The 24,344-nt window shown below is 71.5% G+C and carries 24 protein-coding genes; 16 read left to right on the top strand and 8 right to left on the bottom strand.

The annotated features are described in order from the left end of the window. Window positions 1-20 precede the first annotated feature (20 nt). Window positions 21-1,343, top strand: a complete 1,323-nt coding sequence (locus tag ACIRDU_RS02020; RefSeq protein ID WP_403573076.1) for an MATE family efflux transporter — start codon at window positions 21-23, stop codon at window positions 1,341-1,343. Here ACIRDU_RS02020 and ACIRDU_RS02015 read toward each other — a convergent pair. After that, window positions 1,304-2,539 carry a glycosyltransferase 87 family protein gene (locus ACIRDU_RS02015; RefSeq protein WP_403573073.1) on the bottom strand — a complete coding sequence of 412 codons (1,236 nt, stop codon included), beginning with the start codon at window positions 2,537-2,539 and terminating at the stop codon, window positions 1,304-1,306. The genes ACIRDU_RS02020 and ACIRDU_RS02015 overlap by 40 nt on opposite strands. A gap of 118 nt (window positions 2,540-2,657) precedes the next feature. On the opposite strand from ACIRDU_RS02015, the gene ACIRDU_RS02010 reads away from it, so the two are divergent. Continuing rightward, window positions 2,658-3,800: a glycosyltransferase family 4 protein gene (locus ACIRDU_RS02010; protein WP_403573071.1), complete on the top strand. Its 1,143-nt coding sequence runs from the start codon at window positions 2,658-2,660 to the stop codon at window positions 3,798-3,800. A gap of 103 nt (window positions 3,801-3,903) precedes the next feature. Beyond that, on the top strand, window positions 3,904-5,490 hold the full coding sequence (locus ACIRDU_RS02005) for a GMC oxidoreductase (RefSeq protein WP_403575100.1): 1,587 nt from the start codon (window positions 3,904-3,906) through the stop codon (window positions 5,488-5,490). 12 nt (window positions 5,491-5,502) lie between these two features. Here the strand turns inward: ACIRDU_RS02005 and ACIRDU_RS02000 are convergent, their stop codons facing one another. Next, window positions 5,503-7,299, bottom strand: coding sequence for an AMP-dependent synthetase/ligase (locus ACIRDU_RS02000; RefSeq protein WP_403573068.1), 1,797 nt, complete (start codon window positions 7,297-7,299; stop codon window positions 5,503-5,505). Between the two features lie 339 nt (window positions 7,300-7,638). Here ACIRDU_RS02000 and ACIRDU_RS01995 point away from each other — a divergent pair, with 339 nt between their 5' ends. From ACIRDU_RS01995 to ACIRDU_RS01970, 6 genes are all read left to right on the top strand, one after another. Then, window positions 7,639-8,394 (top strand): metallophosphoesterase, encoded by a 756-nt coding sequence (locus ACIRDU_RS01995; protein ID WP_403575098.1) that lies wholly within the window; start codon window positions 7,639-7,641, stop codon window positions 8,392-8,394. Window positions 8,395-8,502: 108 nt separating this feature from the next. Next, complete coding sequence (locus ACIRDU_RS01990; protein WP_403573065.1) at window positions 8,503-8,943, top strand: SRPBCC family protein; 441 nt, start codon at window positions 8,503-8,505, stop codon at window positions 8,941-8,943. Between the two features lie 71 nt (window positions 8,944-9,014). Continuing rightward, on the top strand, window positions 9,015-10,184 hold the full coding sequence (locus tag ACIRDU_RS01985) for an ArsA family ATPase (RefSeq protein ID WP_403573062.1): 1,170 nt from the start codon (window positions 9,015-9,017) through the stop codon (window positions 10,182-10,184). 104 nt (window positions 10,185-10,288) lie between these two features. Continuing rightward, window positions 10,289-10,789: a DUF5304 domain-containing protein gene (locus ACIRDU_RS01980; RefSeq protein ID WP_403573059.1), complete on the top strand. Its 501-nt coding sequence runs from the start codon at window positions 10,289-10,291 to the stop codon at window positions 10,787-10,789. Between the two features lie 134 nt (window positions 10,790-10,923). Then, window positions 10,924-11,877: an ROK family glucokinase gene (locus ACIRDU_RS01975; RefSeq protein WP_403573056.1), complete on the top strand. Its 954-nt coding sequence runs from the start codon at window positions 10,924-10,926 to the stop codon at window positions 11,875-11,877. Window positions 11,878-11,981: 104 nt separating this feature from the next. Beyond that, window positions 11,982-12,764, top strand: a complete 783-nt coding sequence (locus ACIRDU_RS01970; RefSeq protein WP_403573053.1) for an endonuclease/exonuclease/phosphatase family protein — start codon at window positions 11,982-11,984, stop codon at window positions 12,762-12,764. Here ACIRDU_RS01970 and ACIRDU_RS01965 read toward each other — a convergent pair. Beyond that, window positions 12,761-13,411: a hypothetical protein gene (locus ACIRDU_RS01965; protein WP_403573051.1), complete on the bottom strand. Its 651-nt coding sequence runs from the start codon at window positions 13,409-13,411 to the stop codon at window positions 12,761-12,763. The genes ACIRDU_RS01970 and ACIRDU_RS01965 overlap by 4 nt on opposite strands. Next, window positions 13,404-14,201 (bottom strand): alpha/beta hydrolase, encoded by a 798-nt coding sequence (locus tag ACIRDU_RS01960; protein ID WP_403573049.1) that lies wholly within the window; start codon window positions 14,199-14,201, stop codon window positions 13,404-13,406. Before ACIRDU_RS01960 ends, ACIRDU_RS01965 begins: the two co-directional genes overlap by 8 nt. Window positions 14,202-14,404: 203 nt before the next feature. Between ACIRDU_RS01960 and ACIRDU_RS01955 the strand changes: the two genes are divergently transcribed. Genes ACIRDU_RS01955 through ACIRDU_RS01940 form a run of 4 tightly spaced genes read left to right on the top strand, consistent with a single transcriptional unit; the run spans window position 14,405 to window position 18,207 of the window. Beyond that, the gene (locus tag ACIRDU_RS01955; RefSeq protein WP_403575095.1) at window positions 14,405-15,184 is read left to right on the top strand and encodes a lysophospholipid acyltransferase family protein; all 780 of its coding nucleotides are present in this window, start codon (window positions 14,405-14,407) and stop codon (window positions 15,182-15,184) included. Between the two features lie 28 nt (window positions 15,185-15,212). Next, a complete protein-coding gene (gene macS / locus ACIRDU_RS01950) occupies window positions 15,213-16,439 on the top strand; it encodes a MacS family sensor histidine kinase (protein ID WP_403573046.1) in 1,227 nt (408 codons plus the stop codon). Further along, entirely contained in the window at window positions 16,436-17,125 is a 690-nt protein-coding gene (locus tag ACIRDU_RS01945; RefSeq protein ID WP_403573043.1) for a response regulator, read from the top strand. The genes macS and ACIRDU_RS01945 overlap by 4 nt, the downstream gene beginning before the upstream one ends. Before the next feature lie 53 nt (window positions 17,126-17,178). After that, complete coding sequence (locus ACIRDU_RS01940) at window positions 17,179-18,207, top strand: 6-phosphofructokinase (protein ID WP_403573040.1); 1,029 nt, start codon at window positions 17,179-17,181, stop codon at window positions 18,205-18,207. Between the two features lie 39 nt (window positions 18,208-18,246). Here the strand turns inward: ACIRDU_RS01940 and ACIRDU_RS01935 are convergent, their stop codons facing one another. Next, window positions 18,247-20,103 (bottom strand): anthranilate synthase family protein, encoded by a 1,857-nt coding sequence (locus tag ACIRDU_RS01935; protein WP_403573037.1) that lies wholly within the window; start codon window positions 20,101-20,103, stop codon window positions 18,247-18,249. Between the two features lie 103 nt (window positions 20,104-20,206). After that, on the bottom strand, window positions 20,207-20,263 hold the full coding sequence (locus tag ACIRDU_RS01930) for a trp operon leader peptide (RefSeq protein WP_078625594.1): 57 nt from the start codon (window positions 20,261-20,263) through the stop codon (window positions 20,207-20,209). A gap of 95 nt (window positions 20,264-20,358) precedes the next feature. Here ACIRDU_RS01930 and ACIRDU_RS01925 point away from each other — a divergent pair, with 95 nt between their 5' ends. Together ACIRDU_RS01925 and ACIRDU_RS01920 are read left to right on the top strand one after the other, a co-directional pair. Next, a complete protein-coding gene (locus ACIRDU_RS01925; protein ID WP_403573034.1) occupies window positions 20,359-21,711 on the top strand; it encodes a class II 3-deoxy-7-phosphoheptulonate synthase in 1,353 nt (450 codons plus the stop codon). Between the two features lie 148 nt (window positions 21,712-21,859). Then, entirely contained in the window at window positions 21,860-22,093 is a 234-nt protein-coding gene (locus ACIRDU_RS01920; RefSeq protein ID WP_403573032.1) for a bacterioferritin-associated ferredoxin, read from the top strand. A 15-nt stretch (window positions 22,094-22,108) separates the two neighbouring features. On the opposite strand, the gene bfr is transcribed toward ACIRDU_RS01920, so the two are convergent. After that, window positions 22,109-22,585: a bacterioferritin gene (gene bfr, locus ACIRDU_RS01915; protein ID WP_266465730.1), complete on the bottom strand. Its 477-nt coding sequence runs from the start codon at window positions 22,583-22,585 to the stop codon at window positions 22,109-22,111. 175 nt (window positions 22,586-22,760) lie between these two features. Between bfr and ACIRDU_RS01910 the strand changes: the two genes are divergently transcribed. Beyond that, window positions 22,761-23,411: a sulfite oxidase-like oxidoreductase gene (locus ACIRDU_RS01910; protein ID WP_403573029.1), complete on the top strand. Its 651-nt coding sequence runs from the start codon at window positions 22,761-22,763 to the stop codon at window positions 23,409-23,411. A gap of 4 nt (window positions 23,412-23,415) precedes the next feature. Here the strand turns inward: ACIRDU_RS01910 and ACIRDU_RS01905 are convergent, their stop codons facing one another. Continuing rightward, window positions 23,416-24,294 carry a deoxyribonuclease IV gene (locus ACIRDU_RS01905; RefSeq protein WP_403573027.1) on the bottom strand — a complete coding sequence of 293 codons (879 nt, stop codon included), beginning with the start codon at window positions 24,292-24,294 and terminating at the stop codon, window positions 23,416-23,418. Window positions 24,295-24,344: the final 50 nt, after the last annotated feature.

The following is a 24,344-nucleotide window of genomic DNA, read 5'->3' as shown; positions in this document are numbered from 1 at the left end:
ACCTCAGGGGGACCGCCACCGTGAACGCCCACCGCAGCCGGCTCGTGCTGCTCGCCCGCCCCGTCTACTTCTCGCTGCTCGCCTCCGTGGTGGCCGGGATCATCAACACCGTCTGGGTCGCCCGGCTGGGCGGACCGGCCGTGGCCGCCGTCGCCGTGGCGACCAACACGGAGAACGTGCTGCTCGGTATCGCCCTGGTCTTCGGCTCCGGCACGACCGTGCTGGTCGCCCACGCCCGGGGCGCCCGCGACCCCGCAGCCGTACGGGCCGCGGTGCGTGGCGGATGGGCGCTGTGGGCGCTGGTGACACCCCTTGTCGTGGCGGGTGGCCTGCTGGGACGCGAACCGCTGGCCCGGCTGGTGCTGGGCGGACCGGACGGCGCCGCCCTCCCGCTCGCCGTCGCCTACTTCGCGATCTCGCTGCCCGGCATGGCCGTCTTCTTCGCGCAGCAACTCGTCGACGGCCTCCTCAAGGGCACCGGCGACACCCGCACCCCGATGCGCCTCGCCCTGCTGGCCAACGGCCTGATCCTGGTCCTCGACCCGCTCTTCATCCACTTCCACGGCGTCCGGGGCGCCGCCGCCGCGACGGTGCTGTCCCGCTGCGTGGCGCTCGGGGCCGGACTCGTCGCGGTCCGGCGCAACGCCCTGCTGGTCACGGCCCGCGGGGTGGAGCCGGGCGAGTCCCTGGGCGTCTCCGTGCGGCGGACGCTGCGGACCGGCCTGCCCATGTCCGCCGACTTCACCGTGCGGCAGACCGGCGCCCTGGTCCTGGTCGCGATCGTGGCGCGGCTCGGGGTGACGGCGGTGGCCGCGTACGCGATCGCCTACAAGGCCATGTACGTGGCGACCATGGCCTTCTACGCCGTCCGCCAGGCCGCCTCCATCCACACCGCGCACACGCGCGGGGCAGGGCTGGACGAGCGGCGGGCGATCGGCCGGCAGGCCGTGCTCCTCGCCGGCGGCCTCGGGCTCACCGCGGCCGTTCTGCTGTCCGTCACCGCCCCCTGGATCATGGCCGCCTTCGGCGCCGGGCCCACCGTGGCGCGCGAGGGTGTGCTGTTCCTGCGCTGCGTCGGGCCCTACCTGCTGCTGATGGGCTGCCTCGTCGCGCTGGGCGGGGTCTTCGAGGGCAGCGGAGGAGCTTCGGAACTGCTGCGGGTGACCGTGCTCGGGGCGGCCGTCCAACTGGCACTCGCGTACGGCCTGACCGGGCTGGGGCTGCCCGGGGTGTGCCTGGCGCTGGCGCTCGCGACGGCCGTGCAGTGCGCCCTGGCCGGGCTGCTGTTCCGGCGGGCCCCGGCTCAGGAGGAGACGGGTGTCCCGTCGGCATGGGCCGGCTGAGGGGGTACGGGAGCGGGGATCGTGCTCGGCACCGTCGCCCGCCACAGGGCGCGGGCCGCGATCAGCGCCGCGGCGACCAGGAGACCGTTGCGCAGGAACAGCAGGGTGAGGCCGAGGCCGTCGCTGGCCACCACGTTGGCGAAGCAGAAAGGGAACTCCAGCACCGTCACGAAGCTCGCCACCAGCACCAAGGCGACCGGCAGCCGCATCCGGCTCCCCGGGAAGTACAGGCACACCGCCGCCAGTCCGACCAGCCACACCATGTACTGCGGGCTGATCACCCGGCTGGTGGTGGTGAACATCAGCACCGCCACGAAGGCCGCGTCGGCGAGCGTGTGCTCCTCGAAGCGCCGGGCCAGCAGCCGCCACAGCACCAGCCAGCCGAAGGCCGCCCCGGTCAGGAACAGCGCGCCCGTGCTCACCTCGCTCACATACGGCCCGAGGAACTCGATGGAGCCGTAGTTCAGCTTCACCTCGCCCTGCCAGCCGAAGTGCCGGGCGACATGGAAGACCAGCGCGCCCAGCGACTCCACCTCGGTGCCCCGGTCCCGCTGGAACGTCAGGAACGCGAACGCGCCTGGCATGGCCAGGGCGAACGCACCCGTCACCGCGATGCCCGTCACCAGGGCCGACACCCAGGCGCTGCGGCGGCGGGCGGCCAGGAGCAGCATCGCCGGCCAGACCTTCAGCAGGGCGCCGAATGCGGCCAGGGCCCCCATCGCCCTCGGGTGCCGGGCGCCCGCGAGCAGCGCGGCCATCGCCACCGCCGTGACCATCACGTCGTAGCGGGCGTACACCGTCGGCCCGAGCAGCGGCACGCCGATCACCCACACCCAGGCACCCCGCAGCGACCGGCCCGGGCGGCGTCCCGCCCACGTCATCAGGGCCAGCACGGCCAGGTCGGTGACGCAGACCAGCACGAAGAACGCGGTCGCGTAGTCCAGGAAGGGCAGCAGGCCGGGGGAGAGGATCGCCAGCGCGGCGGCGGGCGGGTACTGCCAGGTGACGTCGTGCAGAGGGAACGTTCCGCTGCTCAGGACGCCGTACCAGCCCTGGTAGATCACGTGCACGTCGCTCGTGACGTCCGGGCCGGGGAAGACGTACACCTTCAGGACGAACAACAGCAGCAACAGCCTCGTGAGACACCAGACCACCGGCAGCCATGCCAGGGACCGCCCCGCGCCTGTCGTCTTCACGTGATCCCTGCCCGTTCGCGTGCCGTGTCGAGGGGGCCATGATGGCCCCGCCGCCTGTGAGCGTGCCATATGTGCCGCCGCGCAGGGCCGTGAGGGGCGGTTCGGTAGGGTCGGCGGCGTGCGCAAGACCCTGATCGTGACCAACGACTTTCCGCCCCGGCCAGGTGGCATCCAGGCGTTCCTGCACAACATGGCGCTGCGGCTGGACCCGCAGCAGCTGGTCGTCTACGCCTCCACGTGGAAGCGGAGCCGGGAGGGCGTCGAGGCGACCCGCGCCTTCGACGCCGAGCAGCCCTTCACCGTCGTACGGGATCGCACGACCATGCTGCTGCCGACGCCCGGCGCCACCCGGCGGGCCGTCGGGCTGCTGCGGGAGCACGGGTGCACCTCGGTGTGGTTCGGGGCGGCGGCCCCGCTCGGCCTGATGGCGCCGGCCCTGCGTGCCGCGGGCGCCGAGCGGCTGGTGGCCACCACGCACGGCCACGAGGCCGGCTGGGCCCAGCTGCCCGCCGCCCGGCAGCTGCTGCGGCGGATCGGCGACACCACGGACACGATCACCTACCTCGGCGAGTACACCCGCTCGCGGATCTCCTCCGCCCTCACGCCCGAGGCGGCAGCACGCATGGCCCAGCTGCCGCCGGGTGTCGACGAGAAGACCTTCCACCCCGGCTCGGGCGGCGACGAGATCCGGGCCCGCCTCGGCCTCACGGACCGCCCGGTCGTGGTCTGCGTCTCCCGCCTCGTACGGCGTAAGGGGCAGGACACCCTGATACGGGCCATGCCCCGCATCCTCGCCGCCGAGCCGGACACCGTGCTGCTGATCGTCGGCGGCGGCCCCTACGAGAACGACCTGCGGCGGCTCGCACGCGAGACCGGGGTCTCCTCCGCCGTCCGCTTCACCGGCGCCGTGCCCTGGTCCGAGCTGCCCGCCCACTACGGCGCCGGCGACGTCTTCGCGATGCCCTGCCGCACCCGCCGCGGCGGCCTCGACGTCGAGGGCCTCGGCATCGTCTACCTGGAGGCCTCCGCGACGGGCCTCCCGGTCGTCGCCGGCGACTCGGGCGGCGCCCCCGACGCGGTCCTCGACGGCGAGACCGGCTGGGTGGTGGGAGGCGGCTCCCCGGAGGATGCCGCCGACCGCATCACCACCCTCCTCGGCGACGCCGAGCTGCGCCGCAGGATGGGGGAGCGGGGGCGGGAGTGGGTCGAGGAGAAGTGGCGCTGGGACCTGCTCGCGGAGAAGCTCGAAGCTTTGCTGTGAGCAGGGCTCCCGGACCCTAGGCGGAACGGAAAAATCCGCACATGCTGCGCGCATGACAGTAAAACTGATGCAGCGTCAGCTGACAAGACGTCAGGTCCTCGGTATGGCGGCCCTCCAGACGGCGGCCGCCCTCGGTTTCTCCCGTGTCTCCCTCGCCTCCGCCCGAGAGGTCGAGCCCGACGCGGTCGACACCGCGCCCGCCATCGTCGTCGGCTCGGGCTACGGCGGCGCGGTCGCCGCCCTCCGCCTCGCCCAGGCCGGCCACCGCACCCTCGTCCTGGAGATGGGCCGCCTCTGGAACACCCCCGGCCCCGACGGAAAGGTCTTCTGCACCACCAGCGCACCCGACAGCCGCTCCATGTGGTTCCGCACCCGCACCGAGGCCCCCCTCGGCTCCTTCCTCTGGCTGGACGTCGTCAACCGGGACATCGGCCGCTACCCGGGCGTCCTGGACCGCGTGCACTTCGACCACATGTCCGTCTACGTCGGCCGCGGTGTCGGCGGCGGCTCCCTGGTCAACGGGAGCATGGCGGTCACCCCGCCCCGGGCGTACTTCGCCGAGCAGTTCCCCACCGTCGACGCCGACGAGATGTACGGCACGTACTTCCCGCGCGCCCGCGCCGCCCTCGGCGTGAACACCGTCGACCCCGCCTGGTTCGAGTCGACGGAGTGGTACCGCTTCACCCGCGTCTCCCGCAGGCACGCCGAGACGGCCGGCCTGCGGACCACCTTCGTGCCGAGCGTCTACGACTTCGGCCACATGCAGCGCGAGGCGGCCGGCACCGCCCCGAGGTCGGCGCTCGGCGGTGAGGTCATCTACGGCAACAACCACGGCAAGCGCAGCCTCGACAAGACCTACCTCGCCGCCGCGCTCGGCACCGGCAACGTCACCGTCCACACCCTGGAGAAGGTGCGCGCGATCAGCCGCGCGCCGGACGGGACCTACGTCCTGACCGCCGACCGCATCGACGAGACCGGCCGGGTCGTCGAGACCAAGCAGTACGGCTGCACGTACCTCTTCCTCGGCGGCGGCAGCCTCGGCACCACCGAACTGCTGCTGCGTGCCCGGGAGACGGGCACCCTGCCCGCCCTCGACGCCAGTGTCGGCGCCGGCTGGGGCACCAACGGCAACGTGATGCTCGGCCGGGCCAACCACCTGTGGGACACGGTCGGCGCGAACCAGTCGACCATGCCGGTCATGGGCATCGACGACTGGGCCAACAGCGCCAACCCGGTGTTCGCCGAGATCGCCCCGCTGCCGACGGGCCTGGAGCACTGGGTGAGCCTCTACCTGGCGATCACCAGGAACCCGGAGCGGGCGTCCTTCTCCTACGACACCGGCTCGGGCCGGCTGCGGCTCGGCTGGACGGCCGCCCACAGCGCGGTCTCCGTCGCCATGGCCAAGAAGCTGTTCGACCGCATCAACGCGGCCAACGCGACGATCTACCGGTACGACCTGTTCGGTGCGAAGAGCAAGGTCTTCGCCGACGACTTCACCTACCACCCGCTGGGCGGCTGCGTGCTGGGCAGGGCGACGGACGACTACGGGAGGGTCAAGGGATATCCCCGGCTGTACGTCACCGACGGCTCGCTCGTGCCCGGGTCGCTCGGGGTGAACCCCTTCGTCACCATCACCGCGCTCGCCGAACGCACGATGGCGCGGGTCCTCGCCGAGGACACCGCGCCATAGCGGACCCGTGGGTCACTTCGCGTAGATCGCCTCGATCTCGTGCGCGTAGTCCTTCGCCACCACGTTCCGCTTCAGCTTCAGTGAGGGCGTCAGGTGGCCCGACTCCTCCGTGAACTGGGAGGACAGAATGCGGAACTTCCGCACCGATTCCGCCTTCGACACCGCGGCGTTGCCGTCGTCGATCGCCGCCTGGATCGCGGCCAGCAGCTCCGGGTCCTCGCTCAGCGACGCCGCGGTGGCACCCACCGGCTTGCCGTGGTCGGAGCACCACCGGCCCAGGAACTCCTCGTCGATGGTGACCAGCGCGCCCACGAACGGCCGCCCGTCGCCCACCACCATGCACTCCGCGACCAGCGCGTGCGCGCGGATGCGGTCCTCGATCACGGCCGGGGCGACGTTCTTGCCGCCCGCGGTGACGATGATCTCCTTCTTGCGGCCGGTGATCCTGAGGTAGCCGTCCTCGTCGAGCGTGCCGATGTCACCGGTGTGGAACCAGCCGTCGGCCAGTGCCTCCGCGGTCGCGCCCGGGTTGTTCCAGTACTCCTTGAACAGGTGCTCACCGTGCAGCAGCACCTCGCCGTCGTCGGCGATCCGCACCACCGAGCCGGGCAGCGGCTGGCCGACCGTGCCGATCTTCTGCCGGTCCCAGGGGTTGAACGCGGTGGCCGCGCAGGACTCGGTCAGGCCGTAGCCCTCCAGGACCGTGAAGCCGATGCCGCGGAAGAAGTGCCCGAGCCGCTCGCCGAGCGGGGCGCCGCCGGAGATGGCGTACTCGCCCCGGCCGCCGAGGACCGCGCGGAGTTTGCCGTAGACGAGCTTGTCGAACGTCTTGTACTTGATCCGCAGGCCGAGGGACGGGCCCGAGGGGGTGTCCAGCGCCTTGCTGTAGGCGATCGCGGTGTCGGCGGCCTTGTCGAAGATCTTGCCCTTGCCGTCGGCCTGGGCCTTGGCGCGCGCCGAGTTGTAGACCTTCTCGAAGACGCGCGGCACGCCCAGGATCAGCGTCGGGCGGAACGCGGCCAGCTCGTCGGTGAGGTTCTTGATGTCCGGGACACAGCCGAGCTTGATCGGCGCCATCATGGGCGCGATCTGCACCAGCCGGCCGAAGACGTGCGCCAGCGGCAGGAAGAGCAGCACCGAGCACTCGCCGGTGCGGAACAGCGGGCGCAGGCGCTCCACGATGTTGCCGCACTCCGCGAAGAAGGCGCGGTGGGTGAGCACACAGCCCTTGGGGCGGCCGGTGGTACCGGAGGTGTAGACGATGGTCGCCGGGTCGTCGGCCTTGGCGATCGAGCCGCGCTCCTCGACCGTCTCGTCCGAGACGTCCTGGCCGAGCCGCCCCAGTTCGTCGAGGCCGCCGCCCTCGATCTGCCACACGTGCTTCAGCGCCGGCAGCCGGTCGCGCACCGACTCGATCGCGGCCGAGTGGGCGTCCGACTCCACGACGCAGGCGGTCGCGCCCGAGTCCCCGAGGATCCACTGCACCTGCTCCGGTGAACTGGTCTCGTACACCGGCACGGTCACCGCGCCCGCGCTCCAGATGGCGAAGTCCAGCAGCGTCCACTCGTAGCGGGTGCGGGACATCAGGCCCACCCGGTCGCCCGGCTGGACCCCGGCGGCGATCAGCCCCTTGGCCGCCGTGTGCACCTCGGTGAGGAAGGTGGTGGCGGTGACGTCCTGCCAGGTGCCGCCGATCTTGCGGGCGATGACGGCGACGTCCGGGTGCTGCGCGGCGTTTCTGCGGACGATGTCGGTCAGATTCCCGTCCGCAGGGACCTCGTACAAAGCCGGAAGGCTGAACTCGCGCAAGACTGCTGCTCCTCATAGGGCGCCGGCGCCACGACGGTGTGTGCTGCGACGGTGCGGTCCAAGGCTCGGGCGGGTACTCAGGCATTCACTTGTTGAAATGCAGAGCACGACTGGACTGCCCGGACGTTACCCGCCGGTATGGCTTCTCCGACAGGGGGTCCCGTCGAGATGTTCGCTGCGTCACACGGTTGGGTATTTCTTCGCGCACAGTAGTCCAAGCACTAAATGACTGGCCAGTAACCGCAGGTAGGGCCGCCACTGTTCACGAGTGCGGCGCTCCACCTACCCTTGATCGCCATGGCACCCACACCAGCCGGAAACCACCGGACGCGCGTGCACGTGGTCAGCGACGTGCACGGCAACGCCCGCGACCTGGCCAGGGCCGGGGAGGGCGCCGACGCCCTGGTATGCCTGGGCGACCTCGTCCTCTTCCTCGACTACGCCGACCACTCGCGCGGCATCTTCCCCGACCTGTTCGGCGTCGAGAACGCCGACCGCATCGTCGCGCTGCGCACCGCCCGCCGCTTCGAGGAGGCCCGGGTGCTCGGGGCCGAGCTGTGGGCCGGTGTCCAGGGGAACCGCGCCACGGTGATCGAGGAGGCGGTGCGCAAGCAGTACGCCGAGCTGTTCGCCGCGTTCCCCTCTCCTACGTACGCCACCTACGGCAACGTCGACATGCCGACGCTGTGGCGGGAGTACGCGGGCCCCGGCACCACCGTCCTCGACGGCGAACGCGTCGAGATCGGCGGCCGGGTCTTCGGCTTCGTCGGCGGCGGCCTGCGCACACCGATGCGGACGCCGTACGAGATCAGCGACGAGGAGTACGCGGCGAAGATCGAGGCCGTGGGCGAGGTGGACGTGCTCTGCACGCACATCCCGCCCGAGGTCCCCGAGCTGGTCTACGACACCGTCGCCCGCCGCTTCGAGCGCGGCAGCCGCGCCCTGCTGGACGCCATCCGCCGCACACGGCCCCGGTACTCCCTCTTCGGACACGTGCACCAGCCGCTGGTCAAGAGGATGCGGATCGGGGCAACCGAGTGTGTGAACGTGGGGCACTTCGCGTCGACCGGAACGCCCTGGGCACTGGAGTGGTGAGGACGCCCCAGGTCGGATGAGATCCGCGGGCCCCGTGCGCGGTAGCCTTCACGCTGCGCGCACGTGCGCACGACCTCATACCGGCCCGCATCTGGAGGAGCCACGGCGATGGCGGAACACACCAGCTCGAGTATCACCATCGAGGCGGCCCCGGCCGACGTCATGGCGGTCATCAGCGATTTCGCCCGCTACCCGGACTGGACCGGCGAGGTGAAGGAGGCCGAGGTCCTGAAGACCGACGGCCAGGGCCGCGCCGAGCAGGTCCGCCTCGTCATGGACGCGGGCGCGATCAAGGACGACCAGGTCCTCGGCTACACCTGGACCGGCGAGAACGAGGTGTCCTGGACACTGGTGAAGTCCCAGATGCTCCGGTCCCTCGACGGGTCGTACCTCCTCAAGCCGTCCGGTACGGGCGGCACCGAGGTCACCTACATGCTGACCGTGGACGTCAAGATCCCCATGCTCGGCATGATCAAGCGCAAGGCGGAGAAGGTCATCATCGACCGGGCGCTTGCCGGTCTGAAGAAGAGGGTCGAAGCGGGCAAGTAGCCCCGGCCGCGCACCCACCCGGCCTCACGGCGACACCGGGCGCCTCGTCGACGCCCGGTACCGTCACACCCATGCGCACCATCCTGATCACGGGCCCCGGCGGCAGCGGTCGTACCACCCTCGCGGCCGCGACCGCCCTGGCCGCGGCGGCCGAGGGCACCGACACCCTCGTCCTCGGCACCGACCGCACGGACACCCTCGGTGCCGCCCTGGGGGTGAAGACCGGCCCGGTCCCGGTCGAGGCAGCCCCCCACCTGACCGCCTGGCGCCCCGACGCCGCCCAGGACTTCCGCAGGGACCTCACCGCCCTCCAGGACCGCGCCTCGTCCGCCCTGGACCTCCTCGGCGCCTCCCGCCTCGACCCCGAGGAACTCACGCCCCTGCCCGGCGCCGAGGAACTCGCCCTGCTGCGCGCCCTGCGCGACGCCGCGCTGTCGGAGAAGTACGACACCCTCGTCGTCGACCTCCCCCCGGCCCCGCAGGCCCTCGCCCTGCTCGCCCTGCCCGAGGAACTCCGCCGCTACCTGCGCCGCCTGCTCCCGCCCGAACGCCAGGCCGCCCGCGCCCTGCGCCCCGTCCTCGGCCGCCTCGCCGGTGTCCCCATGCCCGCCGAGTGGCTCTACGACGCGGCAGCCCGCTGGGACCTGGAACTGGCCGCGGTCGAGGCGGTCGTCGCCGACCGCGACACCGCCGTACGCCTGGTCGCCGAGCCCGGCCCGGCCGGTGCCGACGCGCTGCGCACCGCGGGCCTGGGCCTCGCCCTGCGCGGCCTGCGCACCGACATCGTGGTCGCCAACCGCGTCCTGCCCGAGGCGTCCCCGGACACCTGGCTCGCCGGCCCGGTCGCCCAGCAGCGCAAGACGCTGGAGGAGTGGCGGGAGTCGTACGACGTCCGCACCGTGGCCCATCTCGGACGCGACCCGCGCGGCACCGACGACCTCACCGCCCTCGCCGTGCCCGCCGTCGGGCAGCCGGCCACCCGGGCCGACTGGCCGGTGACCGACCGGCTCGGCGAGGACGGCGTACTCGTCTGGCGGATCCCGCTGCCCGGCGCCATACGTGAGGAACTGGACCTGGTCCGGCGCGGCGACGAACTCGTCGTCACGGCGGGGCGGTTCCGCCGGATCGTTCCGCTGCCCTCCGTGCTGCGCCGCTGCACCGTCGACGGGGCCGCCCTGCGCGACGGTGAGCTGCACATCCGCTTCGCACCCGACGCGAAGCAGTGGCCGCAGAACCGGTGAGACAGCAGGGCGGGACCGGGGAGAACAAGGCCGGTCCCGGCCCGTGAAACCGGTATGCCCGTTCGGGTAACGTCGGAGGGACGAACCGTAGTCAGGAGTCCGTCATGAGCGAAGAGCTCCCGCCGTCCGACGCCGCCCGCGAAAAAGAGGCCGCGGACGAGATGCGGGCGAGCGACGCCGACGCCTGGGCGACCGCGTGCGCCGAGGACCTCCAGGCGGAGAAGGCCCGCCGCCGCACCCAGTACGGCACGCCCCCTGGTTCCGCGGCCGAGGAACTGAAGAAGCTCGTCGACGCCGTCGCGGAGAAGCTGTCCGGGGCACAGTCCCCGCTCGGCGCGGTCGCGGGGCCCGCCGCCCAGCAGGTCGTCCGGCAGGTCGTCCAGCAGGCCAAGGACGCCGTGGAACCCGTCATCGAGCGCAATCCGGACGTCTTCGACCACCTGGCGGCGGCCGGGAACGAGCTGCTCGCCGCCTACCGCTCCGCCGTCCAGGCCCAGGAGCGGCGCTGGACCGGGCGCGACGACCGGAACGACCCCCGTGACCAGGGCGAACGCCGGGACGGTGGCGACGACGCCGGTCCCGGGGAGCGCATCGACCTGGACTGAGCCCTCCGAACCCGGCGGATCGGCGGATCCGGGCGGCCGCCCGGCGGTGCCCACCGTGCGGACGACGGCGAACCCGACGGCAGGGCCTCGGGTACCGTTGGCCGTAGCGGGGCTCGACCGAAACTGAGGGATTCATGGGACTCACCATCGGCGTCGACATCGGCGGCACGAAGATCGCGGCCGGCGTGGTCGATGAGGAAGGCAACATCCTCTCGACCCACAAGGTGCCGACCCCGGGCACGCCTGAGGGCATCGTGGACGCCATCGCCTCGGCGGTGGACGGCGCACGCGTCGGTCACGACATCGTCGGCGTGGGCATCGGCGCCGCCGGCTACGTGAACCGGCAGCGCTCCGAGGTCTACTTCGCGCCCAACATCCACTGGCGCAACGAGCCGCTCAAGGAGAAGGTCGAGGCCCGCGTGAGCCTCCCGGTGGTCGTGGAGAACGACGCGAACGCCGCGGCGTGGGGCGAGTACAAGTTCGGTGCCGGCAAGGGCCACCGCAACGTCATCTGCATCACGCTGGGCACCGGTCTCGGCGGCGGCATCATCATCGGCAACAAGCTGCGCCGCGGACACTTCGGCGTGGCCGCCGAGTTCGGCCACATCCGCATGGTGCCGGACGGCCTGCTGTGCGGCTGCGGCTCGCAGGGCTGCTGGGAGCAGTACGCGTCGGGCCGGGCGCTGGTGAGGTACGCCAAGCAGCGCGCCAACGCCACCCCGGAGAACGCCGAGACCCTGCTCGGCCTCGGCAACGGCACGCCCGACGGCATCGAGGGCAAGCACATCTCCATGGCCGCCCGCCAGGGCGACCGGGTGGCCGTCGACTCCTACCGCGAGCTGGCCCGCTGGGTCGGCGCGGGCCTCGCCGATCTCGCCTCCCTCTTCGACCCCTCCGCGTTCATCGTCGGCGGCGGTCTCTCCGACGAGGGCGAGCTGGTCCTGGGCCCGATCCGCAAGTCCTACAAGCGCTGGCTGGTCGGCGGCAACTGGCGCCCGGTGGCCGAGGTCCGCGCGGCGGAGCTGGGCAACAAGGCCGGCCTGGTGGGCGCGGCGGACCTGGCGAGGGAACCCGACCCGATCATCTAAACACCCTGCATGCTCAGGGGCGCGGGGAACTGCGCGACAAGCCACGGACAACGGCACCCGCGCACAAGCCTCGCGCCCCGAGCTGTCGGGCGTAGATTGATCACATGCCCCTGCTCCCCAACTCGCGTACAGAACCCGACGGTTCCGCGGTCATCAGGGTCCTCAGCTACAACATCCGCTCCATGCGCGATGACACCGACGCCCTGGCCCGGGTCATCAGGGCGTGCGAGCCCGACCTCGTCCTCGTCCAAGAAGCCCCCCGCTTCTTCCGCTGGCGCAAGAAACTCGCCCGCCTGGCCCTCGCGTCCGACCTGGTGATCGTCACCGGCGGCGCCACCGCCACCGGACCGGCCGTCCTCAGCTCGCTCCGGGTGAGCGTCGAACGCACGGAGGACGTCCTCCTGCCCCCCACCCCCGGCCTGCACCGCCGCGGCTTCGCCACCGCGGTCGTCCGCGTCGCCGGCACCCGCCTCGGCGTGCTCAGCTGCCATCTGTCCCTCCAGAAGGACGAGCGCTACGAGCAGTCCGGCATGCTCCTGGACCGGCTCGCGGCCATGGGGGTGGAGCACGCGATCGCCGGCGGCGACCTCAACGAGGGTCCCGACGGCCCGGCCTTCCGCCGGCTGGCCGACGGCCTGACCGACTGCCGGGCCGCGGCCCCCTGGGGCGGCGAGCACACCTGGACGCCCACCGACCCCTACCAGCGCATCGACGCGATCTTCGCGACGAAGGACATCGAGGTGCTGGGCTGCGGCGTGCCTCCCCCACTCTCGGCCGAGCTCGAGCGGGGGAACCCCCATGGGCTCCCGGGAGTGTCCGGCACAGACCTGAGGGCGGCCACGGACCACCTCCCGGTCCTGGCCGCCCTCAGAGTCCCGGCTGCTTAGACGACCGCACCCCGCCCGGGGTCGTCGTCGTCCTCGTCGTCCGTGCGCATGCGCATCACCAGCGTCGCGAAGCCGCCGAGGAACCCGCCGATCCCCAGCGTGGCCAGCCACCAGGTCATCTCCCAGCCGAGCAGCACGGCCAGGAGAAGCAGCACCGGCCCGCCGAGCACGCCGAGCCAGGCGAACTTGGCGGTCGGGTCGGCGGTCGGCAGCGGGGGCGGCTCCGGGGGCACGAAGTGGCCCTCGTCGTCCTCGTCGAAGTCGTCCTCGGCGGGCTCGGGCACGGAGTAGTCGCGCGGGCCGACACCGGGCGCGAAGGAGACGGAGCCGCCCAGGGGCTTCGCGGGCTTCTCCGCGGAGCCCTCGGCCTTCTCCGCGGAGCCCTCGGCCTCCTCCGGGTCGGCCGGCTTCACGGCGTCCCCGGACTTCACGGCCGTATCGCCCCGGTCGCCGTCGATCACGGTGTCGTTGGTCCCGGTCGCCGGCAGGGCCAGGTCCTCGATCGCCTTGAACGGCTTGGCGCCCGGCGGGTCCGGCGGCTCCTCGCCGTACCCGGCGACGATCGCCGCCCAGGCGGCCTCCTCGTCGAACGGGACGCCCTTCTCGTCCGGCTCCCGGCCCTCGCGGTCGGAGTCGTGCTCAGCCACCTGCGGTCGTCCCTTCCTTGCCGAGCCCGGGCTCCTTGTCGAGGCCGGACGCGATGCGGCCGATGAACGCGAGGCTCTCCTCGTGGATCCGGTCCGCGTCATGGTCCAACGTGGCGACGTGGTAGCTCTGTTCCAGGATGACCTCTTTCACGTCCGTCGACGAGATGCGGCTGAGGATCCGGGCCGAGTCGGCGGGCGGCACCACATGGTCCTGCGGGCTGCGCAGCAGCAGCACCGGCTGGGTGACCTGCGGCAGCTCGCGGTCGGTGGCCTGGAAGAACTGCCGCAGCGAATGCGCCGCGTGCAGCGGCACCCGGTCGTAGCCGAGCTCCCTGCTGTCCGGCTTGGCGATGTCGCTGGCGATGCCCTTCGTCGCGGGGACGAGGTGGCGGACCACCGGGAGGGCGTGCGCGGCCAGGCCGTGCACCTTGTTCGCGGGGTTGACGACCATGACGCCCCGGACGGCGTCGCCGTGCTTCGCGGCCAGCCGCAGGGCCAGCGCGCCGCCCATCGACAGACCGGCCACGAAGACCGTCTCGCGGCGCTCGCACAGCAGGCGCAGCTCACGGTCCACCTCCGCGTACCAGTCCTGCCAGCCGGTGATCCGCAGGTCCTCCCAGCGCGTGCCGTGCCCGGGCAGCAGTGGCAGGGAGACGGTCAGGCCGTGCTCGGCGAGGTGCTCCGCCCAGGGGCGCAGCGACTGCGGTGATCCGGTGAAGCCGTGGCAGAGGAGGACGGCGACCTCCCCGCCCTCGTGGTGAAACGGCTCGGCTCCGGCAAGGACCGGCACCTTCGGCCTCCTGGTCGTGAGAAGGGACTGACACGATCACGGAATGTCACGGAACGTCATGGAAGGGGTTCGCGCGTCGTGCGCGGGACCTTCACCGTACGCGACCGCACTGACACCGACCAGGGCCGTCGGCGCCTTCGACGGCGCTCCGGGTTAAGGTCTGATCGACACATACAGGAGGCACTCGGTTGTTGTACGGCGCGATGAAGGTCACCATCGGGGGTCCGCTGAAGCTCGCCTTCAGACCCTGGGTGGAGGGCCTGGAGAACGTACCCGCCGAGGGCGCTGCGATCCTGGCGAGCAATCACCTGTCCTTCTCCGACTCGTTCTTCCTGCCCGCCGTCCTCGACCGCAAGGTCACCTTCATCGCGAAGGCCGAGTACTTCACCACGCCCGGCATGAAGGGCCGGCTGACGGCCGCCTTCTTCAAGGGCGTCGGGCAGCTTCCCGTGGACCGCTCCGGTGCGCGCGGCGCTGGCGAGGCCGCCATCAAGAGCGGCATCGAGGTGCTGGAGCGCGGTGAGCTGTTCGGGATCTACCCCGAGGGCACGCGCTCGCCCGACGGGCGGCTCTACCGGGGCAAGCCGGGCGGTCTCGCGCGTGTGGCGCTCGCGACCGGCGCACCCGTCCTCCCCGTCGCCATGATCGACACCGAGAAGATCCAGCCGCCCGGGAAGGTCATGCCCAAGCTGATGCGGCCGGGCATCCGGATCGGCAAGCCCCTGGACTTCAGCCGCTACCAGGGCATGGAGCACGACCGGTTCGTGCTGCGCGCGGTGACCGACGAGGTCATGTACGAGATCATGAGGCTCTCCGGCCAGGAGTACGTCGACATGTACGCGACGGCCATGAAGCGGCAGCTCACGGAAGCGGCGAAGGCGGAGAAGGAAGCCGAGAAGGCGGCCAGGGCGGCTCTCGCGCGGGCGGAGAAGGAACAGGCCGAGAAGGAAAAGCAGACGGAGCAGCGGCGGAGCGAGCCCTAGCCGGGGCTTCGGTCGGGGGGCGGGGGAGATGGCCAAGCGCGAGCGAGTCATGAGGATGTCGGTCGAGCAGCCGCTGTGGCGTGCGCTCACCGCCTACCGGGTGCTCACCTTGCTGTACGCGGTCGGCCTGTTCGCCACCGCCCACGACGAGTTCACCCGCCCGTGGATCGCGGTCGCCTACTACGCCGTGCTCGGCACGTGGACCCTGGCCACGCTGCCCCGGGTAGCGAACGCCGCCCGCTGCACCAAGCGGTTCCTCGCCGCCGACCTCACCATCGCCGTCGTCGGCATCCTGCTCACGCCCCTCGCCGACACGCACGAGCGGATCCAGGCGGGCGGTCCCACCCTGCCGTCGATATGGACCGCCGGTTCCGTCCTGGCCTTCGCCATCAAGGGCGGCTGGCGCTGGGCGGCCCTCGCTTCCGGCCTCGTGGCCGTCGCCAACCTGGTCGAGCGGGGCAGCCCGGCCCGCGACACCGTGCACAACGTCATCCTGGTCTGCATCGCCTCCATCGCCATCGGTTACGTCGTCGAGGTCGCCCGCGCCTCCGAGCGCACCCTTGCCCGGGCCCTGGAGATCGAGGCCGCCACCCGGGAGCGGGAGCGTCTCGCCCGGGACATCCACGACAGCGTGCTCCAGGTGCTGGCCATGGTGCAGCGGCGCGGGGCGGTGATCGGCGGCGAGGCGGCCGAGCTGGGCCGGATGGCCGGTGAGCAGGAGGTCGCGCTGCGCACGCTGGTCTCCGGCGGACTGGTGCCCGTCTCCCGGGTCTCGGAGGATGCCGCCGAGGGCGCGGTCGTCCGTGCCGTCGAGGAGGAGCCGGGCGAGAGCGGCCCCGTCGACCTGCGCGCCCTGCTCGCGCCGTACGCCGGGGCCAGGGTCAGCCTCGCCGAGCCCGGTGCGCCCGTGCCGCTGGCGCCGGTCGCCGCCCGGGAGGTGGCCGCCGCGGTCGGGGCCGCCCTGGACAACGTCCGCCGGCACGCCGGTCAGGACGCGCGCGCCTGGATCCTCGTCGAGGACGAGCCGGACGAGGTGATCGTCACCGTACGGGACGACGGGCCCGGCATCCCGGAGGGACGGCTCGTCCAGGCCGAGGGCGAGGGACGGCTCGGCGTCGCCCTGTCGATCCGCGGCCGGCTGCGCGACCTCGGCGGCAGCGCGGAGCTGATCTCGGTGCCGGGGCAGGGCACGGAGGTCGAGCTGAAGGTACCGAAGGACGTGACGCACACACGGGGGAAGGCGGAACAGCGATGACGGATCCGACCCAGGACCGGCAGGACCCGATCAGAGTCATGGTCGTCGACGACCACCCCATGTGGCGCGACGCCGTCGCCCGCGACCTGGCCGAGTCGGGTTTCGAGGTGGTCGCCACCGCGGGCGACGGCGACCAGGCCGTGCGCCGCGCCAAGGCCGCCGCGCCCGACGTCCTCGTGCTCGACCTGAACCTGCCCGCCAAGCCCGGCGTGCAGGTCTGCAAGGAGGTCGTCGCCGCGAACCCCGCGTTGCGGGTCCTGGTGCTGTCCGCGAGCGGCGAGCACGCCGACGTCCTGGAGGCGGTGAAGTCCGGCGCGACCGGCTATCTGCTGAAGTCCGCCTCCACCGAGGAACTGCGGGACGCGGTGAGCCGCACGGCCGTGGGCGACCCGGTCTTCACCCCCGGCCTCGCCGGGCTGGTCCTCGGCGAGTACCGCCGTCTGGCCTCCGAACCGGGCCCCGCCCCCGACACCGACGAACCCAAGGCGCCCCGGCTCACCGACCGCGAGACCGAGGTGCTGCGCCTGGTCGCCAAGGGCCTGAGCTACAAGCAGATCGCCGAACGTCTGGTCATCTCCCACCGCACGGTGCAGAACCATGTCCAGAACACCCTGGGCAAGCTCCAGTTGCACAACCGGGTGGAGCTCGTCCGGTACGCGATAGAGCGCGGCCTCGACGACGAGTGAGGCGCACGTCACACTGACCCTTCGTCAGGCACCTGCGGCGAAGGGACTGTTCCATGCGCGTCGGAGTACTGACCGGAGGCGGCGACTGCCCCGGCCTCAACGCCGTCATCCGGGCCATCGTCCGCAAGGGCGTGCAGGAGTACGGCTATGACTTCACCGGCTTCCGGGACGGCTGGCGAGGCCCCCTGGAGAACGACACCGTCCGGCTCGACATCCCCGCCGTGCGCGGCATCCTGCCCCGCGGCGGTACCGTCCTCGGCTCCTCGCGGACCAACCCGCTGAAGGTGCAGAACGGCATCCACCGGATCAAGGAGACCCTCGCCGGCCTCGAGGTCGAGGCGCTCATCGCCATCGGCGGCGAGGACACCCTGGGCGTGGCCGCCCGGTTGTCCGACGAGCACGGCGTGCCCTGCGTGGGCGTCCCGAAGACGATAGACAACGACCTGTCCGCCACCGACTACACCTTCGGCTTCGACACCGCCGTCGGCATCGCGACCGAGGCCATCGACCGGCTGCACACCACCGCCGAGTCCCATATGCGCGTCCTGGTCGTCGAGGTGATGGGCCGGCACGCCGGCTGGATCGCCCTCCACTCGGGCCTGGCCGGCGGCGCCAACGTCATCCTCATCCCCGAGCAGCGCTTCGACGTCGAGCAGGTGTGCACCTGGGTGACCTCCCGCTTCCGGGCGTCGTACGCACCGATCGTGGTCGTCGCCGAGGGGGCGATGCCGAAAGACGGTGACATGGTCCTCAAGGACCAGACCCTGGACTCCTTCGGGCACGTCCGGCTGTCCGGGGTCGGCGAGTGGCTCGCCAAGGAGATCGAGAAGCGCACGGGCAAGGAGGCCCGCACGACGGTCCTGGGCCATGTGCAGCGCGGCGGCACCCCCAGCGCCTTCGACCGCTGGCTCGCCACCCGCTTCGGACTGCACGCCATCGACTGTGTCCGGGACCGCGACTTCGGCCGGATGGTCGCCCTGCGCGGCACGGACATCGTCCGCGTTCCCATCGCGGACGCCACGGCCCGGCTGAAGACGGTGGACCCCGCGCTGTACGAGGAGGTCGGGGTGTTCTTCGGCTGACCGGGGGACGGACGTCCGGGGGCCGCGGCCCCCGGACGGCTACACGGTCGTGTTACGCGCTTGTCCCACCAACTCCCGCACGATCCGCGTGCCGTTGAGCGTCAGGATCGACTCCGGGTGGAACTGCACGCCCGCGAACCCCGCCCCCCGCACGGCGTGCACCTCCCCGTTGGCGGCCCTGCTCACCTCGATCCCGTGCGCGGCCAGCTCCTCCGCCCCCTCGTCGTCGCAGCGCGCCACGAAGCTGTTGTAGAAGCCGACCGTCTCCGGCCGCCCGAAGAGGTCGACCGTCGTCTGCGCCCCCTGGTACGGCACATCCTTGCGAACGATGTCCAGCCCCAGCTCGGCCGCGATCAGCTCGTGCCCGAGGCAGACGCCGAGCACGCCGTGCGCATGGCCGCGCATCACCTCGGCGGTGAGGTTCCGCAGGATCCGCATCCTGGGGTCGGTGAGATCGGCAGGGTCCCCGGGACCCGGGCCCAGCACCACCGGCCCCTCGTGCGCGAGCACCGTCTCCCGCAGCCCGTCCTCGTCGTACCGCCGGACCGTCACCTCCAGGCCGCTGGAGCGCAGCACGTGCGCGAGCATCGCCGTGAAGGTGTCCTCCCCGTCGACGACCAGGGCGTGTCCGGCCGGTTCCGCCGCGCGCTCCTGCATGCGCAGCCAGAAGGGCGCCAGCGAAGCGCGGCGTCCGTCCAGCGCGGCACGCACGCGTGGGTCGTCGGCGAGGCGTGCGCGGGTGCGCTCCGTACGCGGCCGTGACGGCCGTACTCCCAGCGCCGCCAGCACACCCGCCGCCTTGGCGTGCGTCTCGGCCACCTCGCTCGCCGGGTCCGAGCCGCGCACGAGGGTCGCACCCACCGGCACCCGCAGCCGCCCGGCCGCGTCGATGTCGGCGGTGCGGATGAGGATGGGGGAGTCGAGGGTCTGGGCCCCACCCGAATCCCGGCCGATCAGGGCCAGCGCCCCCGCGTAGTACCCGCGCCCGCCGCTCTCGTGCCGCTCGATCACCCGGCAGGCGTTCTGCACCGGCGAGCCGGTGACGGTCGCCGCGAACATGGTCTCCCTCAGCACGTCCCGCACGTCCAGCGAGGACCTGCCGCGCAGCTCGTACTCGGTGTGCGCGAGGTGCGCCATCTCCTTGAGCCTGGGCCCGACGACCACCCCGCCCATGTCACCGACGGTGCACATCATCTTGAGCTCCTCGTCGACGACCATCGACAGCTCCTCGATCTCCTTGCCGTCGGCGAGGAAATCCAGCAGGTGCTCGGGCGTCGGCCCCTCGGCGGGGTAGCGGTACGTCCCGCTGATCGGGTTCATGACGACCGTGCCCCCGGACATCCGCACATGCACCTCCGGGCTCGCCCCGACCAGCGTGCGGTCCCCGGTGTGCACCACGAACGTCCAGTACGCCCCCCGCTCGCCCTCCAGCAGCCGCCGGAACAGCGCCAGCGCGTCGGCCCGCCCGAATCCGGGGATCCCACCCTCGTAGGTCCGCCGGATCACGAAGTTCGCGCCCTCGCCCCGCCCGATCTCCTCCCGCAGCACACGCCCGACGATCTCCGCGTACTCCTCGTCGGCGACGTCGAAGCCGCCGCCCTCGACCCGTACGTCGTGCGCCGGGAGCTGGTCGAGGGCGGCGGCCAGCGGGAGGGCACAGGACTCCTCGGGCGTCAGGGCCAGCAGGGGTGTGCCGTCGTCGCGGACGTCGAAGCCGCGCTCGCGGATCTGCCGGAAGGGCACCAGCGCGAGACTCCGGTCGGGGAGGTCGGCGAGACGGTCACAGGCGGCGACCGGGCCGATCAGGACCTCGACCAGCTCGTGGTCGTGGCCGGGCGTGCGGCGGCGGAGCAGGGCGAAGGGACGGGGGTCGTCCAGCAGCTGTGCCAGGTCCATGGTTCCTCTTCCGTCGAATCACGTCGATGTCGGTGAGGAACGACCCGGGAAACACCGAAGGCCGCCCCTCGGGCGGCCTTCGCGAAGTCGTGTGTACGCGCAGTCAGCGGGCCGCCGGATGAGCGGTCCACCACCAGGTCTGGGTCGAGTGCGCGAACATGCAGGCACCCTACCCCACGTCCGAGGGGTGTACGGGGTGTCTCACTTGCTGGGCACGGGTCAGGACGCCCGAGGCGACCCCGTAGTGTTGAGGTCGTGACCGTGAACGCTAAGACCAGCGCGAGTGCTGGCAACACCTGGCGAAACCTGCCCGCGGCGCAGCAGCCCGAGTACCCCGACACCGAGGCTCTGCGCGCAGTGATCGCGGACCTCGAGTCGTATCCGCCGCTCGTCTTCGCGGGCGAGTGCGACCAGCTGCGCGCCCGGATGGCGGCCGTCGCCAAGGGAGAGGCGTTCCTCCTCCAGGGCGGCGACTGCGCCGAGGCTTTCGACGCGGTGTCCGCCGACCACATCCGCAACAAGCTGAAGACGCTGCTCCAGATGGGCGCCGTGCTCACGTACGCCGCGTCCGTGCCGGTCGTGAAGGTCGGCCGGATCGCCGGCCAGTACTCCAAGCCGCGCTCCAAGCCGACCGAGACCCGCGACGGCGTGACGCTGCCGACGTACCGCGGCGACTCCGTCAACGGCTTCGACTTCACCGAAGAGGCCCGCATCCCGGACCCCGAGCGGCTGAAGCGGATGTACCACGCGTCCGCCTCCACGCTGAACCTGGTGCGCGCCTTCACCACCGGCGGCTACGCCGACCTGCGCCAGGTTCACGCCTGGAACCAGGACTTCGTGAAGTCGTCCCCGTCGGGGCAGCGCTACGAGCAGCTGGCCCGCGAGATCGACAACGCGCTGAACTTCATGCACGCCTGCGGGGCCGACCCGGAGGAGTTCAAGACGGTCGAGTTCTACGCCTCGCACGAGGCGCTGCTCCTCGACTACGAGTCCGCGCTGACCCGGGTCGACTCGCGCACGGGGCAGCTGTACGACGTCTCCGGGCACATGGTGTGGATCGGCGAGCGCACCCGGCAGCTGGACCACGCGCACATCGAGTTCGCCTCGAAGATCCGCAACCCGGTCGGCATCAAGCTGGGTCCGACGACCACCGCCGAGGACGCGCTGCAGTACATCGAGCGCCTCGACCCCGAGCGGGAGCCGGGCCGGCTGACCTTCATCGTCCGCATGGGCGCCGACAAGGTCCGCGACAAGCTCCCCGAGCTGGTCGAGAAGGTCACCGCCTCCGGCGCGACCGTGGCCTGGATCACCGACCCGATGCACGGCAACACCTACGAGGCGGCATCGGGCCACAAGACTCGCCGCTTCGACGACGTGCTCGACGAGGTCAAGGGCTTCTTCGAGGTCCACAAGGCCCTCGGCACCCACCCGGGTGGCATCCACGTGGAACTCACCGGCGACGACGTCACCGAGTGCGTGGGCGGCGGCGACGAGATCTTCGTCGACGATCTGCACCAGCGCTACGAGACGGCCTGCGACCCGCGGCTCAACCGCAGCCAGTCGCTCGACCTGGCGTTCCTCGTGGCCGAGATGTACAGGGACCAGTAACGGGTCCGCCTGTTACCGGGGCATGGGCTGGGGCGCGGATCACACGATCCGCGCCCCTCTCCACTTTTGCGCTCCTGACCCGACGGGTAAGGTTAGGTTAGCCTCACCGATCAACGGGGACGGCGCCAGAGAACGACCCCGTCGGGAGGTGAACCGCGTGTACGTCTGCAGTTGCTTCGGCGTCACCGAGCAGCAGGTCAAACAGCACGCGGACGGCGGCGCCTGCACCCCCCGCCAGATTGCCTCCGCCTGCAAGGCGGGCACGGACTGCGGGTCCTGTGTGCGCCGCATCCAGGCGATCCTGGGCAGGGGAGCCTGCCCGCGCCGTGAACTGGCCGACCAGGGTCAGCCGGTCCTCGCGGACCTCGAAGACGCCGCCTGATCCGCCTGGCCGCGTCTAGCTCGGCTGCTCGATCTGCTGCGCGATGTACAGCGCCTCGCCGAGCTTGTCGATCAGTTCCAGCTGCGTGTCCAGATAGTCGATGTGGTGCTCCTCGTCCTCGAGGATCGACTCGAAGAGGTTCGCGGACGTGATGTCGCCCTTGCTGCGCATCACCTCGATACCGCGCTTGAGGCGGTCGATCGCCTCGACCTCGACCTGCCGGTCCGCCTGGAACATCTCGGTGACCGTCTGGCCGACCCGTACGTGGAAGAGCCGCTGGTAGTTGGGCAGGCCGTCCAGCATGAGGATGCGCTCGGTGATCTTGTCCGCGTGCTTCATCTCGTCGATGGACTCTTCACGCGTGTACTTGGCGAGCTTGGTCCAGCCCTTGTTGTCCTGGATCCGGTAGTGCAACCAGTACTGGTTGATCGCCGTCAGCTCGCCGGTCAACTGCTCGTTGAGGAATTCGAGAACCTCGGGGTCGCCCTGCATCGCAGAGGCTCCTTCCACGCGGGGAAACTGACAGGTTGCGCCGCATGATTCCACTGGTGAAGAAGATCGTCCAGTAAGTCTTCACTTAGTAAGTAAGGGCATGCTTAGTCGAGTTTGTCCGGTTTCGGTGTGGCCCCGGTCAGGGGCACCACCCGGGGTCTGTCAGGATGGAGGCATGGGTCAGCCGCTGGAACACGAGTCGGGAGAAGGGCGCGATTCAGCAGGAGCGACGCAGCCCGAGCTGCCCCCGGGACAGCGGTTGCAGCGCGGCTGGCCGGTCACGCACTACGGGCCCGTCCCCAAGTTCCGGCCCGAGCGCTGGGAGTTCCGGGTCTTCGGCGCCACCGCCGGCGGCGGCAAGCACTGCTGGACCCACGAGGAGTTCACCGCCCTGCCCTACACCACCGTCGTGGCCGATCTGCACTGCGTCACGAAGTTCAGCATGCTGGGCGCCGAGTGGGGCGGCATCCCGGCGCGCACGATCCTCGACCTCGCCCCGCCCGCGGACGATGTCACCCATGTGATGGTGTGGGCCGAGTACGGATTCAGCTCCAACCTCCGGCTGTCCGACTTCGCCGACGAGCAGGTCCTCTTCGCCACCCACAAGGGCGGCGAACTGCTCACCGCCGAGCACGGCTTCCCGCTCCGCCTGATCGTGCCCCACCTGTACGCGTGGAAGGGCCCGAAGTGGGTGCGCGGTGTGGAGTACATGACCGCCGACCGGCGGGGCTTCTGGGAGGAGCGCGGCTACCACAACATCGGCGACCCCTGGCAGGAGCAGCGCTACTCGTACCAGGAGGAGCCCGGGGACGGCCCCGACCTCTGACGTCTCAGCCGTCGCGCAGCTTCTTCAGCCGCTCCACGTCCGCGGCATGTCCCTGCTTGCCGCCCGGCGTCTCGATGATCAGCGGCACGCCCACGGTCGCGGGGTGCGTCATCAGGGCCCGGAACGGGTCCTCGCCGATGTGGCCGACGCCGATGTTCTCGTGCCGGTCCTTGTGCGCACCCACCACGTCCTTGGAGTCGTTGGCGTGGATCAGCTTCAGCCGGCCCTCGCCGACCGTGTCCACCAGCAGGTCCAGCGTCTGGTGCATACCGCTCGGGCCGGTCAGGTCGTGCCCCGCGGCGAAGATGTGGCAGGTGTCCAGGCACACGCCGAGCATCGGGTGGGCGTCCAGCGCCTCGAAGTACGGGCCGAAGTCCCACGTCCGTGAGCACAGGGAGGCGCCCTGTCCGGCCGTCGACTCCAGCAGCAGGAACGGGTCGTCGTCGTGGGTCAGCTCGTCCAGCAGCGGCAGGAGATGCTCCCGCACCTGCTTCAGCGCCACCGACCGCTCCCGGCCGCCGGTCGCGCTGCCGGTGTGCACGACCACGCCCAGCGCCCCGATCTCCCGCGCGCGCCGCAGCGAGTGCCGTAGCGACTCCACCGACCGCTCCACGGTCGCCTCGGTGTGCGAGCCGAAGTTGATCAGGTAGGGGGCGTGGACATAGGCCGGGATCGACTCGGCCGCGCACGCCGCGCGGAACGCCTCGTCCTGCTTCGGGTTTCCGGTCGGCGTGGCCCAGCCGCGCGGATTGGCGACGAAGACCTGGACGGTCTCCGCCTTCAGCTCACGGGCGTACGACAGGCCTACGGAGTGGAGCCCACCGGCCACGGGAACGTGGCCGCCCACGGGGTTGCGGGAGGGGCCGGACAGCTGATTGTTCACCCGTTCAGGGTGTCATGCGTCCGGCCCTGCCCCGTCCACGGGCTCCCTGC

Source organism: Streptomyces sp. NPDC093598 (genome assembly GCF_044764825.1).
Lineage (GTDB): Bacteria > Actinomycetota > Actinomycetes > Streptomycetales > Streptomycetaceae > Streptomyces.
Note: the sequence above shows the minus strand (reverse complement) of the source record. Positions and strands in the feature narration are given on the sequence as shown.

Coding starts and splice junctions, on each gene's coding strand:
- ACIRDU_RS02005 (WP_403575100.1), top strand. CDS start 3,904: ATGGCGGCCCTCCAGACGGCGGCCGCCCTCGGTTTCTCCCGTGTCTCC.
- ACIRDU_RS01990 (WP_403573065.1), top strand. CDS start 8,503: ATGGCGGAACACACCAGCTCGAGTATCACCATCGAGGCGGCCCCGGCC.
- ACIRDU_RS01985 (WP_403573062.1), top strand. CDS start 9,015: ATGCGCACCATCCTGATCACGGGCCCCGGCGGCAGCGGTCGTACCACC.
- ACIRDU_RS01980 (WP_403573059.1), top strand. CDS start 10,289: ATGAGCGAAGAGCTCCCGCCGTCCGACGCCGCCCGCGAAAAAGAGGCC.
- ACIRDU_RS01975 (WP_403573056.1), top strand. CDS start 10,924: ATGGGACTCACCATCGGCGTCGACATCGGCGGCACGAAGATCGCGGCC.
- ACIRDU_RS01970 (WP_403573053.1), top strand. CDS start 11,982: ATGCCCCTGCTCCCCAACTCGCGTACAGAACCCGACGGTTCCGCGGTC.
- ACIRDU_RS01955 (WP_403575095.1), top strand. CDS start 14,405: ATGAAGGTCACCATCGGGGGTCCGCTGAAGCTCGCCTTCAGACCCTGG.
- macS (WP_403573046.1), top strand. CDS start 15,213: ATGGCCAAGCGCGAGCGAGTCATGAGGATGTCGGTCGAGCAGCCGCTG.
- ACIRDU_RS01945 (WP_403573043.1), top strand. CDS start 16,436: ATGACGGATCCGACCCAGGACCGGCAGGACCCGATCAGAGTCATGGTC.
- ACIRDU_RS01940 (WP_403573040.1), top strand. CDS start 17,179: ATGCGCGTCGGAGTACTGACCGGAGGCGGCGACTGCCCCGGCCTCAAC.
- ACIRDU_RS01935 (WP_403573037.1), bottom strand. CDS start 20,103: ATGGACCTGGCACAGCTGCTGGACGACCCCCGTCCCTTCGCCCTGCTC.
- bfr (WP_266465730.1), bottom strand. CDS start 22,585: ATGCAGGGCGACCCCGAGGTTCTCGAATTCCTCAACGAGCAGTTGACC.
- ACIRDU_RS01910 (WP_403573029.1), top strand. CDS start 22,761: ATGGGTCAGCCGCTGGAACACGAGTCGGGAGAAGGGCGCGATTCAGCA.